Source organism: Cohnella sp. WQ 127256, assembly GCF_024519285.1.
In the GTDB taxonomy this organism is placed as follows: domain Bacteria; phylum Bacillota; class Bacilli; order Paenibacillales; family Paenibacillaceae; genus Cohnella.
In genome coordinates this window covers 74,738-92,728 of sequence record NZ_JAMZCY010000002.1, presented here as the reverse complement: position 1 = coordinate 92,728, position 17,991 = coordinate 74,738, and the positions used below count along the sequence as shown (strand labels likewise).

Here is a 17,991-nt window from a genome sequence, read left to right as displayed (position 1 = left end):
TCGAGTTCAATTAACTGGAAATCTGACCGCATTCGGACGGGCCCATGCCATATGCTGAATAAAGCCTTCCGCATACGCGCATCCTGCTTGAATCCCTCTAAATTTGCTCAGCGTTTGCATGAAATCCAATATATCCACACCATCGTGCTCTTTCAACCATACAAGCTGGCTTTGATGCTGCTTCAACATTTCTACTTTCGTTTCATAAGTGTCCGTAATATCGACGTAGATTGTAGGTTGAAAATCTATGCCTGATAAATTGTCCATATAGTATAAAGCCGGCACCTTTTTCGCAACGGGATAATTTTTAGAAGCACCAGGCAACGTCGCAAGGAAAGTCGTATCGAATACTAATCTACTAACCGCGACATGATCAGGCATATAATCGTTCGCGGCGTGAGTAATTACAATATCGGGTTGTACAGAACAAATAAGATCTATGAAAAGTGACCGAGTACTCTCCTTCTCTGCAGTAACCTCCCCATCTCTCAACCCTAATGAAATCACTTTCGCATTAATAATCCCCCCCGATTGCTGGGCCTCCTGTCTACGAATGGGAATGAGCTCCTCGGCAGGAATCTTGTAATGCCCTTTATCTCCATCACTTGCATGACAAATTACAACTTCATGGCCGGCTCGCACCATTTTGGCAAGTGAACCTGCACAGGAAATTTCGATATCATCGGGATGCGCGCCTATTGCTAGTATTATCATCTCTTCTCTCCTTAGAAGATCGCTTAATTTAACTCAGCTGACAGCGGTCCTGCCAATTCTTTAAGGAAAAATAACCGTCCTTTGATCGTAGGCATATAGCTGGAGGGGATCCAAGGAGACTTCCCATATCTCAATGTTGTCCATAATGACATTCCTTGCCACATCATCCCTCGACCCATATACCCATCCGCGCCTCCGATAGCATAATCTGCCCCGAGGAATAATCCAGGTCCAATCGTGTTGGCATAACAAGGAACGAGAGTGGTCCTGCTCTTGAAGCTTGTAATGGCATTCTGTTCAATGGTTAGCGGGTGTAATTTGGCCCCAAGTCTGTGTGTCTCACTGCTCCATTGCAGCTCCGTATCAAACTCTGCTGCAAAATGTGGCTCCCAAAATGCGATATGAAATACTCTACCAATTCCATAAACAACGACCAGCTTAGCTCCTTGAGCCTTTAGATCATTAATTTTCTCCGCATATCGGGGTAAGTTATCTTTTGTCGCAAAATTTCGCTGGTTATCAGGGATAGTTAGTTCACCCAGTGGATTGTAAAAAGCTTGCTCCATTCCATATTGAAATGATCCACTATTTGTTGCGGGAAGCGTATTCCCCTCTGCATCCGACCATTCATCCATATTGAATCCGTACACATGAGATGCGCTTACATTCCACATTTGCAAAAAATAGATCGCCCATCTGTACATCCCCATTGGGCCCACGGGTAGAATCATCGCCAGCTTTTCCCCTCTGTCCCGTGCCTGCTTAATCTGTAAGGCTATTTCATGCCCCACATAAGTATCAAAATCGCTTAGTTGATCACACGATACCGGCTGAAACTCCTCATGCCAATGCGGCTGCCGATCCAGAATTGTTTCTGGCGGGTGAGAGCTGCATTGATCTATTCTGGCAAGATCCCATCCCTTAGGAAAGAACTGCTCCATCATTGATCCTTTAAGTGTAGATAATAAATTCATATGATTTCCTCCGTTTTTTTGAATTTTATCCTTTTATACTACCCGCAGTTACCCCATCGATAATTCTCCGCTGAAGGAAGGCGTAGATAAGGGCAACTGGAACAATGCTGAACATCGTCGCCGCGAACATCCCGCCATAGTCCTTGTTCAAGGTGTCATTAAATGCTGCCGTTCCGACGGGAAGAGTTCTAAATTTGTCTTTAGCTATAAAGAAATTAGCCATAATAAATTCATTCCAATTGCCTAGGTAACACAGGATAAAGACAGTGACCAATGCCGGCACTGTGAGCGGAAGCACAAGCCTCCAGAATAATCCGAATGCGCCCAATCCATCCATAACGCCCGCTTCCTCCATTTCAGCAGGAATAGACTTCATAAATGCTGCGATAATAAACGTCGTCAACGGGATACCAAAGGTGATATAAGGAAGGATAATCGCCAATTGCGCAATGAAGGCATGCGATGATTGATCAAATTGCATTCCGACTAGCAGAAAATAGAGCGGGATCAACAAAAATCCACCTGGAACTAGCAAATTGAAACCCAGAAATAAGTAAATAACTTTATTTGCAAACCTGTATCTCATACGGCTAATGACATAAGCCACCATAGCTGCTAGAACAATAGAGACAACACTGCACAGCGTGCTGATATATAAGCTATTAAAAAAATAGGTGCTGATCTTGGATGATTCCCAGACATTAATATAGTTAGCAAAGTTTAAGTCAAAAGGAACAGAAAACGGATTATCAATGACTTGAATCGTTGTCTTAAATGAATTGATAAAAGCAAAAAATAAGGGGTAAATCGTAATTAAGATGTAAAAGGATACAACAATATGGATCCATAGTTTTCCGTACTTTCTCATCTTAGCTCTCCACATCCCCATATTTTTTCGAAATAAAGTTAAAGATGAGTGTAATAACTAAAGTGAATACGAAAATCAAATTAGCAATGGCATTTCCATAACCGTATTCGCCATTTCTAAAAGCCATGTTCGTCATATGTGTCGCCATAACATCTGAAGAGCGGTAAGGACCTCCCCCAGTCATGACGATAACAATATCCATTGATTTCATAGCACCCGTGATTGAAAGAAGAATAATGACGATAATAACTGGACGTAGCAACGGTACGGTAATGGAACGTAGCTTTCGAAACCCCCTCGCACCATCCGTGTCAGCCGCCTCAAGAATTTCCTTAGGTATGCTAAATATAGCCGCAAGAACCAACACAACATAAAATCCGGTCCACTGCCAGGCGTTCGTAATTAATATAGCAAGCGTTGCGTAGCCTTCCTCTCCAAGCCATGCATGCGTAAATTTTGACAAGCCCACTGCCGTCAGAAATTTATTAGCAGCTCCAACGTCAGGGTGATAAATAGCAAATCGCCAAATAACGGCTACGACGGCTGTTGATAATATACTTGGCAAAAACACTGTTATTTTGTAGAAATTTCTAAATCCTCTGATCTCTGATATTAGAACCGCTAATACAATAATGATTGGGATTTGGATAAAAATAGAGGAAAGGATAAAATACACATTGTTATAAAATGCCGACCAAAAAATCGGGTCATCTGTCAGTGCACGAACGTAATTTTGAAAGCCGATGAATTTGCCCATTCCTATTCCGTTAGAACTTGTGAATCCGATCCTGAACGTCTGTATGACTGGATAGAAGAAAAAAACGAAATAAAACGCAGCCGGCACAATTAAAAACAAAAGGTAGGTTAGTGGATTCCTTAATGTCCTGTTCATGTATTCCTCTAGCCTCCAATCGATGGTTAGCTGCTGAACGAATGAAGCAAAGCAACGAGTACCACTTTGGGGTGGTACCCGTTGGACACACAATACAATGGGGTTAAGAGATCCGCTTACTTCGTTTCACTATTCGCTGCGTCTTGCGCCTTTTGAATTTTAGCTACAACTTTCTCTGCTGTAGATTTACCTCCAAGAATTTCTTGGACACCGGTTTCAATGGCTTCACGTACTTTTTGTTGAACAATAGAATCGAAAGCCGGGAAGGCGGTTTGACCTTTCATTGCCACCTGAACCTCATAGACGAAGGGTTGCGCGCCTGTAATTGGATAAGTCATGGATGGTAACCAGCCTTCTTCTTGGTTGGCTAAGGATTGATATTTCTCACTGTAAAAGGCTTTGATAAAGGCTTTCAAACCTACCTGCTGATCAGCATCTAATTTGGAAGAGAACGAGAACCCTGCTGTATAGGAAGCGTTTATTTGATTATCACCTTTTGTACCAAAATTAGGGAGTGCAAAGAATCCTACATTTTCTGCTCCAATCTTTGACGTATCAGCCCCGGAATAGAAGCCTCCAGACCAAGTGCCGTCAAAAGACATTGCCGCTTCAAGATTGACGAATTTATTCTTATGCTCATCGTACGCTAGTGCAAGTGTTCCTTTAGGGAAGTACCCTTTCTTAGCAATGGTATCCAATTTCTTGAAGCCTTCCGTCAGATCAGCGTCCGTCCATTTATGAGTTCCAGCTACCGTCCCTGTAATGGCATCGGCGCCATCGACAGCGGAGTGAACCCAGAGCGAATTCGCAATCATGTTAATAACCCATGGGTCTTTGCCGCCCATAGCTATAGGAATGATGTTCTTAGCTTTTAAAGCCTCACAAACCGCTAATAGTTCATCCCACGTAGTCGGAACCTTTAAGCCGTTATCCGCGAAGATTGTCTTGTTATAGAAGAAACCTTCTGCATAACCAGCCATAGGCAATCCGTATATTTTGCCATCCACGGTGAATTCACCGAGAGATACAAATTTATCATTCAATCCCAGCTCTGCTAGAAGAGGAGTAAGCTCCAATAGATTTCCTGTACTCGAGAAATCCTTGGTGTCCGTTCCACCGAAGTTAACGAATATATCCGGTGGGTTCCCCGCAGACATTTCAGCTCTCAACCGTTGAAAACGGTGAACTTGCTCTTCCATGCCTTCTGCTTCGATTTTCAAACCGGGCTGGGCAGCTTCTGCATCTTGAATCGCACTTGTCAGTCTCGCTAGTGCTTTCTTGTCACTGTCTTTGGTCATCGTATGACGGAGAGTTAGCTTAATTGACTTCACTGTTTCTTCTGGTTCTTTCGATGGCTCTGGTTCCTTCGATGGTTCTGGTTCCTTAGATGTTTCTGCTGCTTTGGTTGATTCAGCAGCTGGTGTAGGTGTGACCGAGCTCTCGGTGTTATTGTTACCACAAGCTGCAAGTGCCATGGACAGAATGAGCACCATACCGAGTAGAACGAATACTGTTTTCTTCATTTTGTGACCTCCCAAGTTTTTTTGAATGGCTAACAAAAATAACATAAATCGCCTAATAGGACGTTTTATGATATCACTGATATTCCTCTTCATAGGTGACTGGGCTTAACCTTTTACTAATTAACTACTTTAATTATTCCACCGGAATTATTAATTACCTGGGACTAATGTTACAATACCTTTTATTGAAAATCAAGCTCTATTTTCCCATAATTAGGTTTAATTAATTTGTGATTCAATCACTCTATTTAAGGTATAAATTGCAGCGCCTCTTGAGATCGTATTATCCCTTTGCTTAACCAATCCAATCGTACATCGCTCAAAAAAAGGCTTGATCGCTCTCTTTTCTGCTTGTTTCTGCACACCCAAAAGCAGTCTGTCACCCAACGTGGACAGTCTACCTCCAATGACGATCATCTCAGGGTTAAATATGTTAATTACATTCACAATACCGTTACCTAGGTCTATCGCGATCTCATCAACAATTTGTATGGCCAAGGGATCATTCATTAGCACCGCATTTGCAATAGCTGATTCAATACTAACTCCTTCCTTGCTCATTAATTCACTAAGGATAGAATCCGTATTGTTGGCCATAGCCTTATTTGTTTTAACTGCAAGTACGTTAGTGGAGACCAGAAGTTCAAAACACCCACGGTTACCGCAAGAACATTGGGCTCCATTCAAATCCACAGACATGTGCCCGATTTCGATGGAATCACCGTTTGCTCCCTGTAAAAATTGGTCATTGATGATGACTCTGGCACCCAGACCCTCATTTATGGAGAGATAGATAAACGGACTTGTACTTTTCTCATATTGTTCTTTTTCTGCTGTAGCAGCCACTAACGTTTCATTTTCAAAAAATATCGGGAAATCGAATTCTGCTTGTAAGCTATGGTACAGATCGATATTCTCGATATTTAATGCCGTAGAAATAACGATCGATTGTTTCACGGGATCCAACAAAGCAGGAATTCCGATGCAAACACCCAATAATTCGTTGAAATCGCCTTTAACAGCCTTCATTAATTTATTAATAATCGATTTAAGCAACCTTATGATTTCAACATCTTCTAATGTTTTCTTGTTAAACCGCTCAGCAATCGTAAAGACGGGATCCATCTTCAGATTAAAAGCCGTTCCTGTTACCCCTTCTTGGTTAAGATCCATACCGATTATGTATTTCTTAACGTCATTAATCTCAAGAGAAATCGCTTTTCTGCCCGCTCCTATATTATCAAGAGGTAGCCTTTCCACCACAATTCCTTTGGACATTAATTCATCTACAATGGAAGAGATCGTAGTCGGACTTAGCTTTGTAATTTTGGATATGGCTATACGAGATATATTCTTGTTCACCTGAATCAAGCGGAACACGCTCTTCGTATTTGATAGCTTCATTTGCTGTTGACTAACAACTTGAATCATTTACACTACGTCCTTTATTTTCATATGTTTTTATCTAGTTTACCACACAATTTCATTTTTGCACCGTAGCCGAGCGGCCCTATGAAGCTTAGAACAGAGCCAAGGATGCCTCACCCTGGACTCTGTTCTAGCCCCTTAGATTTAATGATTCTGATACGCTTCAACCTCAACATAATGATTGAGATTATTTACATTGCTTCCATTTGACCATAGTCTTACGTACCTAGCTTTTACTGTAGGGAAGCTTATCGTTTTGCCACTGCTGGTTTCCACATATTCGGCATCCGTTCCAGTACCGAGTCCCGCACTGTTATTGGTGTCATTATTAAATAAAGTCGTTACTCCACTACTGAAGGTGGAGCTATTAGAGACCTGCACAACGATGTCCTTGTACGTTCTTCCATCTGCATAATAGTGCCACAATTTGAGTGTATTCATGTCGGTAACCCGACTCAAATCAAGCTGAATCCAATCCAAATCGCCATGCGTCAGATTGGCATACTGAGATGTGTTCTTATTTCCATCGACAGAATAGGATAGGTCCGTACCGCCATACTTGGTTGTAACTGTTTTAGCTAAGGCAAGATTAGGATTATTGTATGCTTCAACCTCTACATAATGATTAAGAGTATTTACATTATTACCGTTGGACCACAGTCTGATATATCTTGCATTTACGGTAGGAAAGGTCATCGATTTGCCACTGCTTGTTTCCAGATACTCGCTATCCGTTCCGATACCAAGTCCTGCACTGTTATCAGTATCATTGTTGTATACCGTTGTTACGCCGCTGCTGAAGGTAGCACTGTCTGACACTTGTACGATAACGTCGTGATAGGTTAATCCACCCGTGAAATAATGCCAAAGTTTAACTTGATTGATAGGCTGGCTTACACCTAAGTCGACCTGAATCCAATCCAAGCCGCCATGTATCAGATTGGCATATTGGTTAGATTCCATGAAACCATCTGTTACACAACCGAGCTTCGTACCACTATACAGCGTTGTAACTGCCTTGTTTAGGGCTAGATTTTGAGAGCTACTCCCTCCCGTATAATTGACATAAGCACTGTACATTGCATCCATTAAAGGATGGTTTCCGTAGATATCATCCTGGGTTAATTCCCAAGTGAACACACCCGCAAGATCTCTGTAATCCAGGGCATACTCCACCTTCGCATCCACGGAAATCGCATCTTCATACGAAATGACGCCGGTACCTACATCCTTCCTAAGATAGGGAACCATCGAGTCTGCATCCCAATATTTTGTCCAATCATTACACGCCATATAGGCAACGTCTGTATAGGTATTCCATGTGCCACTTGAAACATCTGAATCATATAGATCTTCTGCATTAGGATAAGATAAGCCAAAGAATGGAATACCCATAACGACTTTACTTTCGGGAACCCCTCTAGTGGTTACGATATAATCTATCATTTGTTCGGTAGAAAATTCGGAATCCTGAATCGGATTCTCGTACAATGGGGCATTATGACCTGCCTGAGTTGCCCAGGGACCATGCATATCGTATGACATAATATTAACCAAGTCGACTAAACCTTTAACTGTACTATAATCGGTCCATTGCCCAACATTCGGATTCCCGCTAACAGCTACAGTTATCATCCAACTAGGAGCTGGAGAGGCTGAACTATTAAACTTATCATTAATGGCTTGCAACAATAGATTGAAATTCGTCCTATCTGTTGAATTACTAGGGAATTCCCAATCTATATCAACACCATCGTACCCATTCGTGCGGACAAAAGACTCCAGATTGTTAGCAAAGTTCGTTCTGGCGGTAGAACTCGCTGCTAAGGCTCGGAAATTTGCATCTGCATCTGTAATTGCACCACCAACCGATAGTAGAACCTTCACATTTGCCGCATGTGCACGAGTGATCAGTAAGGGCTCAAGGAATCCAGTAGGAATCGTAATAGATCCATCCGTTTCAGGTTGTACAAATGAATGGTTGACATGCGTTAATTTATCAAACTGGATTTTGTCCGACTTGTAATTGAGATACCAATAAGGATAATACGCCATGATTACTTTGTTTGTAGATGCCTTTGTTACACTTGGGTGTATCACGGTTGATCCAACGAGTAACATACAGCCTAGCAGAACACTTATTATTCTTCTCGATTTCATCATCATTTACCTCCCGTGTTTTTAAAATAACGATCAGATAACAATGAATTTTCAAGTCACCCGGCCTCCTCATCTAGATATACTTACTAGGGTTGAGACAAACTTAAATACACCATGATCCTCACCTCTCCTTCCGTTCTAATTCTTTCTTTCCTAAGGGATATACTGAAATATTAAAAATCCCATTTGGGCTGAAAGGCAACAGAGCTAAACGATGAGAGACTTCTACATGGTGCTTCAAGCTTAAAGCTATTAATATGAATTGCGAATTTTATAATTAATAATTCCATATGATTTATTAATTATATCTTACAATATTTTCTGCTAGAGAGCAATGAGTTTTCCAAATCGGCATTTAATACGGCCTTCCGCGCGATCGAGCCCCTGTCCGAAGACAATGCCACTTGTGCTGGGCTTCGTCGTGGGTGTAGTCACAGTATAAAAAATAGCCTGCTGCTTACTCTCTATCTTGTAAGCAGCAGGCTATTTTTAGTTATACTTCTTATGCTATTGCCTGCACAAATCTTCTATAGTAGCTTGCTTAATAGAATTGCAAGCTCTGCACGAGTCATTGTACCCGTAATGGTGCTTGGGAAAAGATCGTCTACCGCAATATTTAATCCGCTCAATTCTACATATCTCGATATCACAAGCTTCATCTGCTCAACAGTCAGGTTAGCATTGGGCATGAAGTTCCCTTTTCCATCGCCAATAACAATTCCGTTTTCCACTGCCCAACCAATATATCCACTATACCAGCTATTTTTCACAACATCATTGAACTTGCTAGATTCAACTTGCTCAATCTTGAGCATTCTGCCCAGAGTCGTAATCGCAGCTGCACGTGTTACTGGAGAGTTCGGTGAGAACCGAGTTGAGCTCGTTCCAATCATAATTCCCTGTTCATATAGGGCTTTGATTGCATTGTAGGAAGGATCTTTTGAATTTACATCAGTAAAGGGCAGCACACCAATTGCAAACTGCCATTGTGATACTCCAGTATGTGTTTCATTAGAGGACACTATCGCAATTGTAAGACGATATTGACCATCCTCTTCAGGCATGATTTTGGTGAAATCACCCTTCAATTCAGATAAAAGAAACGTTTCAGAATAGTTCTCTGAAGGCACATCTGTTACAGTCAGCTGAATATCACTTTCAGGAACAGCTGTGCTCGCTGTAACTCCATCAAACACAATACTTTCACCAGAAGCTACACTTTGAATACCAGCACCGTTATTGACAGTAAAGGTAACCTTAGTTTTACCGCTAATATCCGTTGCCTCGGAAATACCTGAAAAGCTATGAATGGATTCCGTAATCACGAATGCTGTAGATCCTTCACCACTTACTGTTGTGCTGTCTTGTCCACCTGGAATCATGCCACCTTCTGGCATACCTTCACCATTTGGACCAGGAAAACTTCCCTCTGGAGGTGTGCCTTCAGGTTTTTGTCCATTTGTCGCTCCAGTAGGAGGCTGCTCACCTGTTGGAGGCGTACCTTGACCAAATTGTCCGTTTCCACCTTCAGGACGATTGCCACCAAAGCCGCCACCCATCATGCCGAAGGAGTTTCCTGTATACTGCAGCTGCTTACCATCAATGTACAGATGATATTCGGTATTGAGCTTAAGATCAGCAGATGAGAATGTTACGCTTTGAAATGCTTTTTTCGCAGTATGGCTTAGCAATTCATTTCCTGCCACGTCTTTTAATGAAATTGTACTACCCGCCGCTTGAGTGGTAGCAAAGGATAGCTCAATAAACGTCTGCTTAGATGTAGAAGAAGTGGCATCATTACGAGTGCCCAATGCAATGACTGAGCCGCCATTGATTGTAATATTCTTATCAGCATCAATACCACCGTCAGGACTGCGTTCATTGGCCATTGTTACAATCGTTCCTCCGTTAATAGTCAAGTAACCATTGGAGTCAATCCCATCACCTTCTGCTCCTAGACCTGCATTAACGTATAAATACCCATCATTGATGCTCGTAACTGAAATCCCATCCTCATTCGTATTGATTCCATCATCCTGAGCCTCAATATAAACCTTACCACCGTTTAGAGCCAGATGCAGCTCGGAATCGAGCCCTTCGTTAGCAGCAGTAATATGCAGCTCACCTGTCCCCTTAGATTCTCCAGTAATGTTCATGGACATTTTAGAATAAAAAGCTCCATCATATTTATGCAGTTTTTTCGTTGTTCCTTCTTTATAAATTCGTGCGACATAGGAGCCGTTTACAGTGTTCACAGAATTGTCCGCCAATATAACCTGTGCACCTGCAAGACTAAGATCGATAATTCCTTTTGTATCTACTGTACTTGAGTATGGCTCATACACGTTGTAGAAGATAACTCCAGGAGCCACTGTATTCGTAATATTTACTCCGTCTAAAATAAGTGTTACAACTGCCGTCGGATCAGATGATGCGTTACTTCCCAAGTCAATTGCAAGTTGTCCAGCCGATAGCTTACCAGATACACGATAAACTCCAGGCTCCGTAATGGTCACTACTGTATGCTTGGCTGCTTCCTCTGCGCTGTGCGCATCTGACTCTTTTCCTTCTCCATAACTACTGTCATGTCCGTCCTCATAATATGCAATGGTAGCTCCAGTATATACAGCTGCCGAAGAACTCGTTGACGCCACTTGTCCATCTACTGTTACTGCCGTATCTGAAAGCTTAATAACCGTTTCCTTCGTTGTTGTACTAGCAAAGGCAAGCCCGACCACACTAGTCATTGTCAATATTAAAGCAAGCATAAGGGACATTGTGCGTTTCATCATACCATCTCACTTTCTTTCAATAGTTTATGTTCTCTATCAGTCTATATCTCTTTTCTTAAATAGAACTTAAATGAAGTTGAACGTTAGTTGAAAGTAGTGCAATGTGCTTTCAGACCACCTTGCACCTTGTATAGGTACGCCCTTTACATCAATCGATTATTTAAAGCGTTTAAAAAGCTTCTAAACAAAAACACCATCCGCATACGGATGGTGTTGATGATGGTGGAGGCGAACCGTGGATCAGCAAATCCACAATCCGCCGACGTGTGATGCTGAGGATCATTGGGAAGTTGGCTTAAATCATTGAGCCCTAATAATGATGAAAAAAATCTATCATTTCTTTGTAAAGTATCGAAATTGGCTGTTCTTCGTATGATTTTAACCTCAGCCATAAACTTTACGCACATAGTCCCCCTCATTGAGAATGCGGCCTTTCATATATCTACAAGTCCGATTTCCAAGTTAAGGTGAGTAAGGATAGAGGCCAATGAATAGGGTGTTCGACACTTGGCTTATATAAGAGTCGGCACCTGTTATCGACCATAGATCAAGGAATGAATGATAAACCTTTTTGTGTCACTTGTTGAAAGCTCTATACAAATACTTGGTAAATTAATAATATTAATTCATATCTGTTTTCACCAATATTTCAGATTAACGAGGAGAATGACGAATGAGGAAGCCCCGATTGTTCATTGGATCGTCCGTGGAAGGTTTGAAGGTAGCCGAAGCGATCCAGCAGCAGCTTACACACGATTTGTTTTCAACTATTTGGTCCCAAGGGATTTTCCGAATTAACAGTACGACCCTGGACGATCTCCTTGCAACATTGCGAAAGCATGACTATGCAATATTCATTCTCTCTCCAGATGACATCACGATTCTTAGGAATATGGAATATCACACAGCCCGGGATAATGTGATTTTCGAGCTTGGGTTGTTTATGGGTTACCTCGGGAAAGAGAGTGTGTTTTTCGTCGTGCCCGATGACGCCCCGAAGGATTTGCATTTGCCTTCCGATCTGCTAGGGATTATGCCGGGGAAATATATCAACACGGATGATGATGACGACTTGAACGCTGGAGTGGGTCCGTTCTGCACCGAATTTAAGAAAATCGTTCGGCAAGCGAAGAGCGACAGTGGAGTTGCACTTGCCGGGAAGTGGTGCGAACGTTGGATGTTGGAGGGGACCAAGAGTCAACAATTTCTGGAAAAGAATGAAGATACCGATGTGAACATCATCCAGAAGGGAAACCGCGTCATGGCTGAATTTAAAGCAGCGGACCGGACCTATGAGCTGGAAGGAGTCATCACCGATTATTTTTTAAACGGCACTTGGCGGGACAAGCATCGTGGAGCCAGTTACTCCGGTGCCTTCCAGCTTAGGATCGGAATGAACGGCAAGACGATGTCGGGCTTATGGATCGGATTCGACAGCGAGTTGCAAACCATTAAGCACAACATATGGGAATGGAAGCGAAAGGAATGGGAAAGCTATCCTTCCGAGAATCAAGGGAATTGATTGCTATCCACGAGGGAGGCCGCCATGAAAACTGGAAAGCATTTTGAAGATACATCGTTATGGAAGTATTTCTACGAGAAGGCTGGTGACGAGCAGAGGGCATTGGTTCGGAAGGAACTCGTAAAGGCCTCGCAGAGATTGATGCTCGTCCGGGATACATTCCCCACCTATACGCTGCACAATGAGCTGCATGCTTTGAACGTAGTAGAAATTATGGGGGAGCTGTTAGGCAACCGCCTTCAGGAGTTGCATGTATTGGAAGCGGCATTGTTGCTCATGAGTGCCTACTACCATGATATCGGCATGGTCTTTACACCTGAAGAGAAAAACGGCATTCAGAATGAGGCTGAATTTGCAGAGTTTTTGGAGAAACATCCCAAAGCCCACTTGCAGCTGAAAGAATACCAAAGTTTGGTAGAATCAGATAGACACGGCGTTCCCGAAGAGTTAGCGGAATGGTATTGCCGTTGGATTCATCCTAAGAGAAGTAAGCATTACCTGATGGGCGAAACGGATGAGATCCGGTGGAATGTGGTCCCGATTAATGATCTGGTGGCATTATTGTGTGAGAGCCATGGTGAAGATATTGAAGCCGTGTGTATGTCCACCAAAATGGAGACAGAAGCTTTGGGGCACGCTGATCTGCGGTTTTGTTCGATTCTGCTTAGGATTGCGGACATTTTGGACTTTGATAATAGTCGTTCCCCGGATGAAGTATACAAGTATCTGGGTTTGTCCTACCAAAGAAACAGAAGGGAGGAGATGAGCGACGTCGAATGGCGAAAGCATCTTTGCTCGGAAGGGTTTGTGTTCAAGGATAAGGAGCGTGCGGAACGGTACTCCATCTCCTTCATCGCCGCTCCACAGGAACCCGCCGTAGAGTACGATTTGCGGCAGTTTCTGAACACAATCGAGCACGAGCTCGAGAAATGCAGCACCGCTTTGAAGTATTGTTCCACGAGGTGGCAAAGCTTCAAGCTGCCTCACACCATCAACCGGAACGGTATCAAAAGCCAGGGCTATACCTACGGTGAATACCGGTTTACCCTGGAGCAGGATCAAATCCTGAATTTGCTTATGGGGGAGAATCTGTACTCTGATCCGTATGTGTTCATCCGAGAACTAGTCCAAAATGCCATAGATACAACCAGACATCGGGTAGTCTCAGAGCAAAGTAAAGGGAATGCTGCATTCGTGCCCAAGCCGATAGTGTTCTCAACTTGGGTGGATTCGGACGGCTATACATGGTTACGGATCGATGACTACGGGATGGGCATGGATGAAGAGATCCTTACGAATTATTTCTTAAAGGTCGGCCGTTCTTATTACCAATCTGAGCAATTCAAGATCGATCAACTGAACTGGATGGAGCGTTCCTCCACTGATTTTACCCCTATAAGTCGGTTCGGTATCGGAGTACTGTCCTGCTTCATCATTGGAGACCAAATTGAAGTCAGTACCCGCAGGTTTCAAGAGAAGAACAACAGGAACGCTTTACGTATCAGCATGCAGGGGCTGAACTCTTTCTTTGTCCTTAAGAAGGAGGCGGAGAAGCATATTGGTTCCCCTATGCCGAATGGGATTAGGGTAACCGAGAACTATAGGGCGCCGATTGAGTATGGAACTTCGATTGCTGTCCGGTTTAGTCCGAAGCGGGACCGGGGGGATTATGATCTGAGCAAAATCTTGAATGAGTACGTCATATGCTCGCCGGTACCTATCCTGCTGAATGGGGAACGGGTTGGAGGAGAGTATGAGCAACTAGTCAAGAACCCGTGGACGAAAGGGTTGGCCTTGGAAATCTTGCCGGAGCATCAGGAACAGATCGAGCGGGCATCGAAGTTCCGATTCTCTCAGCCCTTGAAGATCAGGATTGAGCCGCTGGACCTGACCTTTCATTCCCCAGATAAAAACCTGGAGGGGCAAGGCATAGTAGGCTTTATCGAAATTCCAGCGGCAGATAAGGGAGCATACTTTGAGCCGCTCGGGCACATTGAACGGACATTGAAAGTGGAGCTCGAAGGGAATGGAAAAGCTGTATTTAAGATCAACTATGTAGATACTCTAAAATACGAAACACTGAAAAGACAAAATTACGATGAAGATGAATTGCGTAGATGGAAACAACGTTTAATGACTCAGATAGATGAATTGCACCAAAATGGAGAGGCACATTATATTCTCCATAGAATTGCAGGTTTTATTGAAGGGGTGCAGCGGTTTGACAGTGCATCGGATTCCGGCGATATGGATCTGCTGGGCTGGAATAAAAATGAAATTTTGAACATTGCCAACAGGTTAAGACAGTTTGTATCTAATAATCAGTCTACCGATTTGGACGAGATTCGATTTTTCTGCGAGCACGTGGACTTTATCACCCGTTCTAGTCTTGGAAGGGAATATTATTACAGTATCCAAGCCCTGCTGAATCAAGATCCCGGAGAATCCGAACGTAGATGGGAAAATTTTAAATCTCACATGAATCATGTGAAAATACATACCGGCAAAGCATCGAAATTGCGTAGTTTTTACAAAGAAGCCATCGACTATCGGCGGAAAGCCGATGAATGTGAAGCAGCCAAATGCTCCATGGAGGTGGAGTGGGATGACTTTGGGAGTCTCATTGGGCTAGATGTCAACAAGTTCGAGAATCGTTGGTTATCCCATAATGGAATCTATGTCCCTCTTAATGGAAGCCAAAATATTAAATTGGAAATTATAAATCCGGTAAGGCATGGGTTTATTTTCTATTACCTTGCCTTAAAGGACCAGCTTCGTCCCGATTTATCGCTATCGAGAGATGAATTACGAGGGGTTTCCTGGCAGATTTACTCTGTGATCAATCTGGCCTTTTCCCGTGCGCTAGCCTGCATTGATGTGCCGGACAAGAACATGGATATTTTTCCAAGGATACATTCCAGCGGGAGCCTGAACTATGGTGAGATTATGAAAGATCATTGCATGCGTGAAGACAATCTGTGGGCATCGGAGAAGGTTATCGACACTAATCATGGGAAAAGGAGCTTAGCAGAAATCTGGGGCCTGCTAAAAGCAGGCGGTAAAATCACGATTCCAGGAAAGCATATGCTGGGACTTCATAAAACCTTTAATGCAACCCATTGGGAGAAGGCTTCCTTTCTGGAATATTGTATGGCTGCACTTATCCAACATGGCTTAAATTTGACCTATCATGTACATGAAAATGCCGTGGTGATTAATGCTCCCGCGCATCCCAAAAGAGAAGAAATGGACGAATATCCCCCCATGTTCTTTATTGAGTATGCGGGAAGCGGTATTCTGAGGAAAGGTAGACTGCCTGTCAATATTAACCACCCGTTCACGCACTGGCTGTTGGCGAATACCGAAACTTTGAAGAAGATGTATCCCGGGATGCTCGATCGAATCAAAAGGGGACTTTCTAGGGATCTCAATTGGACCAGCAAGCCTTCAAGTATTGTGGAAGAATTGAATCAGATTCTGGAACGGCTGCGCGACTTGAATTTCAAGAACAAGCCGCCCTTGGAGATGAATCTAAGAGCAGAGGATTTTCAGTAGTGGGTTTTCTTAACAGATTATTAATAGGAGTATTGTATAATATCGCCACCAGTTGGATCACAACAAACAAAAAGTACGGTATATATGGGTGCAAAATGAAAAAGAAAGGAAACACCTTGACGGCGTGCATGGAACTTGTAAGGTCGAAGCAAGAGGGTTAGACTTCAGGCTTCGCCCCACGCGTTAGGGTGTATCGAAATCTTGATTTAACCTGCTACCGAAACCGATTCGACGAGACAACCTTAGAAGTAGTTTTCGATGCGTGCTCCCTTCGCTTACGCTCCGGTCCGCTCGGGACTGAACCCTGTCCTCTTCGGCCACAGGGCCGGATTCCACACCTCCATAGACGCAAAAGGACACTGACGATGCTCGTCAGTGTTTTTCGCTTATCTGCATATGGACGCGAAACTACTTATTTGCTTCCCAGCTTAAGCCTGTTTGCTTAATCGAGGTTTAAGTAGTACATCTTCTCAGAAATGGACAAAATCCACAACCATTATGTTGTGGATTTGCAGTATGGAGGCGAGGGGAGTCGAACCCCTGTCCGAAGACAACGCCAAATGTGCTTCTACGGGTGTAGTGACAGATTTGCCCATAAGCCGCATAAAGTATGACGAAGAGAGCAGATCATATGATGAGCAATGATAAATTACACTCAAAAATAACATATACCAATCGCAACATTCTAGAAAGATATTAATAGATGAGTTAAAGGTCGAGGAAAATTAAAGAATACTGACCTCATGTGGTCAGTATTCTTAATTCACCTTATATATTACAGCTTCCCTAATACCAGAACTTCGGATATATTCTCTCTCTATCCAAATTATTAATAATCAATGCTATAGCAACAACAACCACGGCCCCAATAAGAACGGGAGAAAATAAAAACGACCACGAGCTACCCGCCATGATGACAACAATCGGATCCGCACCGGCAGGTGGATGCGTCGTTCGAGTCAAATGCATCAAGGAGATGGCCAGTCCGACTCCAAGCGCAAGCGATAGAATAGAGTCGCCCATTAAATGAGAGATTACTAGTCCGACTGCTGTTGATACAACATGACCTCCAATAATATTCCTTGGTTGCGACAACGGCGCGTCCCAAACAACGAACGCTAATACGCAGCTTGCACCGAACGGCGCCATCACCCAAACTACCGAGGAAATCGAAGTAAATAGAGCCAGAATGCCAATGACAATAAATCCTCCAATAAATCCAAGAAATGCTCCTTTTTTAGAAACCTTTAGAGGCGAAACCCCTTGACCCCTCATTTTTGTTAGAAAATGGACGAATTGCCTTTTCATTTATCTTGCCACACCTCAATTTATTTTATAATACAGATTTAACATTTCAGAAGAAAGCATAGAATACAGATGAACCTGATGCCCCAATATTTATAATCATAATTTATCGTATATATCATAAGTAAGTCTAAAATACTTCCTTCTAAGGAAAGTGCTCTCAAGGGTAATCGTAATCTGCATAGCGGAAATCTAATTTAACGCTCCATGTCCACGTGTGGTAATATTAGCAAGTCGAAATGTCGACATATTCCAACA

At 43.0% G+C, this 17,991-nt stretch carries 11 protein-coding genes; 2 read left to right on the top strand and 9 right to left on the bottom strand.

Annotation, left to right across the window (positions count from 1 at the left end):
- Nucleotides 1–6 precede the first annotated feature (6 nt).
- The 8 genes from M1K58_RS08685 to M1K58_RS08650 form a co-directional block, all read right to left on the bottom strand.
- Nucleotides 7–714 carry a PIG-L deacetylase family protein gene (locus tag M1K58_RS08685; protein WP_256758373.1) on the bottom strand — a complete coding sequence of 236 codons (708 nt, stop codon included), beginning with the start codon at nucleotides 712–714 and terminating at the stop codon, nucleotides 7–9.
- Nucleotides 715–737: 23 nt separating this feature from the next.
- Nucleotides 738–1,688, bottom strand: a complete 951-nt coding sequence (locus M1K58_RS08680) for a sugar phosphate isomerase family (protein ID WP_256758372.1) — start codon at nucleotides 1,686–1,688, stop codon at nucleotides 738–740.
- A 25-nt stretch (nucleotides 1,689–1,713) separates the two neighbouring features.
- Nucleotides 1,714–2,556 (bottom strand): carbohydrate ABC transporter permease, encoded by an 843-nt coding sequence (locus tag M1K58_RS08675; RefSeq protein ID WP_256758370.1) that lies wholly within the window; start codon nucleotides 2,554–2,556, stop codon nucleotides 1,714–1,716.
- A 1-nt stretch (nucleotide 2,557) separates the two neighbouring features.
- A complete protein-coding gene (locus tag M1K58_RS08670; RefSeq protein WP_256758369.1) occupies nucleotides 2,558–3,448 on the bottom strand; it encodes a carbohydrate ABC transporter permease in 891 nt (296 codons plus the stop codon).
- 116 nt (nucleotides 3,449–3,564) lie between these two features.
- Nucleotides 3,565–4,971, bottom strand: a complete 1,407-nt coding sequence (locus tag M1K58_RS08665; protein ID WP_256758367.1) for an ABC transporter substrate-binding protein — start codon at nucleotides 4,969–4,971, stop codon at nucleotides 3,565–3,567.
- A 219-nt stretch (nucleotides 4,972–5,190) separates the two neighbouring features.
- Nucleotides 5,191–6,402 carry an ROK family transcriptional regulator gene (locus M1K58_RS08660; RefSeq protein WP_256758365.1) on the bottom strand — a complete coding sequence of 404 codons (1,212 nt, stop codon included), beginning with the start codon at nucleotides 6,400–6,402 and terminating at the stop codon, nucleotides 5,191–5,193.
- Nucleotides 6,403–6,543: 141 nt separating this feature from the next.
- A complete protein-coding gene (locus tag M1K58_RS08655) occupies nucleotides 6,544–8,565 on the bottom strand; it encodes a glycosyl hydrolase family 18 protein (RefSeq protein ID WP_256758364.1) in 2,022 nt (673 codons plus the stop codon).
- A 521-nt stretch (nucleotides 8,566–9,086) separates the two neighbouring features.
- Nucleotides 9,087–11,351 carry a carbohydrate-binding domain-containing protein gene (locus M1K58_RS08650; protein ID WP_256758362.1) on the bottom strand — a complete coding sequence of 755 codons (2,265 nt, stop codon included), beginning with the start codon at nucleotides 11,349–11,351 and terminating at the stop codon, nucleotides 9,087–9,089.
- Between the two features lie 673 nt (nucleotides 11,352–12,024).
- On the opposite strand from M1K58_RS08650, the gene M1K58_RS08645 reads away from it, so the two are divergent.
- Both M1K58_RS08645 and M1K58_RS08640 read left to right on the top strand, forming a co-directional pair.
- The gene (locus tag M1K58_RS08645; protein WP_256758361.1) at nucleotides 12,025–12,873 is read left to right on the top strand and encodes a nucleotide-binding protein; all 849 of its coding nucleotides are present in this window, start codon (nucleotides 12,025–12,027) and stop codon (nucleotides 12,871–12,873) included.
- A gap of 24 nt (nucleotides 12,874–12,897) precedes the next feature.
- Nucleotides 12,898–16,428: an HD domain-containing protein gene (locus M1K58_RS08640; RefSeq protein ID WP_256758360.1), complete on the top strand. Its 3,531-nt coding sequence runs from the start codon at nucleotides 12,898–12,900 to the stop codon at nucleotides 16,426–16,428.
- A 786-nt stretch (nucleotides 16,429–17,214) separates the two neighbouring features.
- On the opposite strand, the gene M1K58_RS08635 is transcribed toward M1K58_RS08640, so the two are convergent.
- Entirely contained in the window at nucleotides 17,215–17,736 is a 522-nt protein-coding gene (locus tag M1K58_RS08635; RefSeq protein WP_256758358.1) for an HPP family protein, read from the bottom strand.
- Nucleotides 17,737–17,991 lie beyond the last annotated feature (255 nt).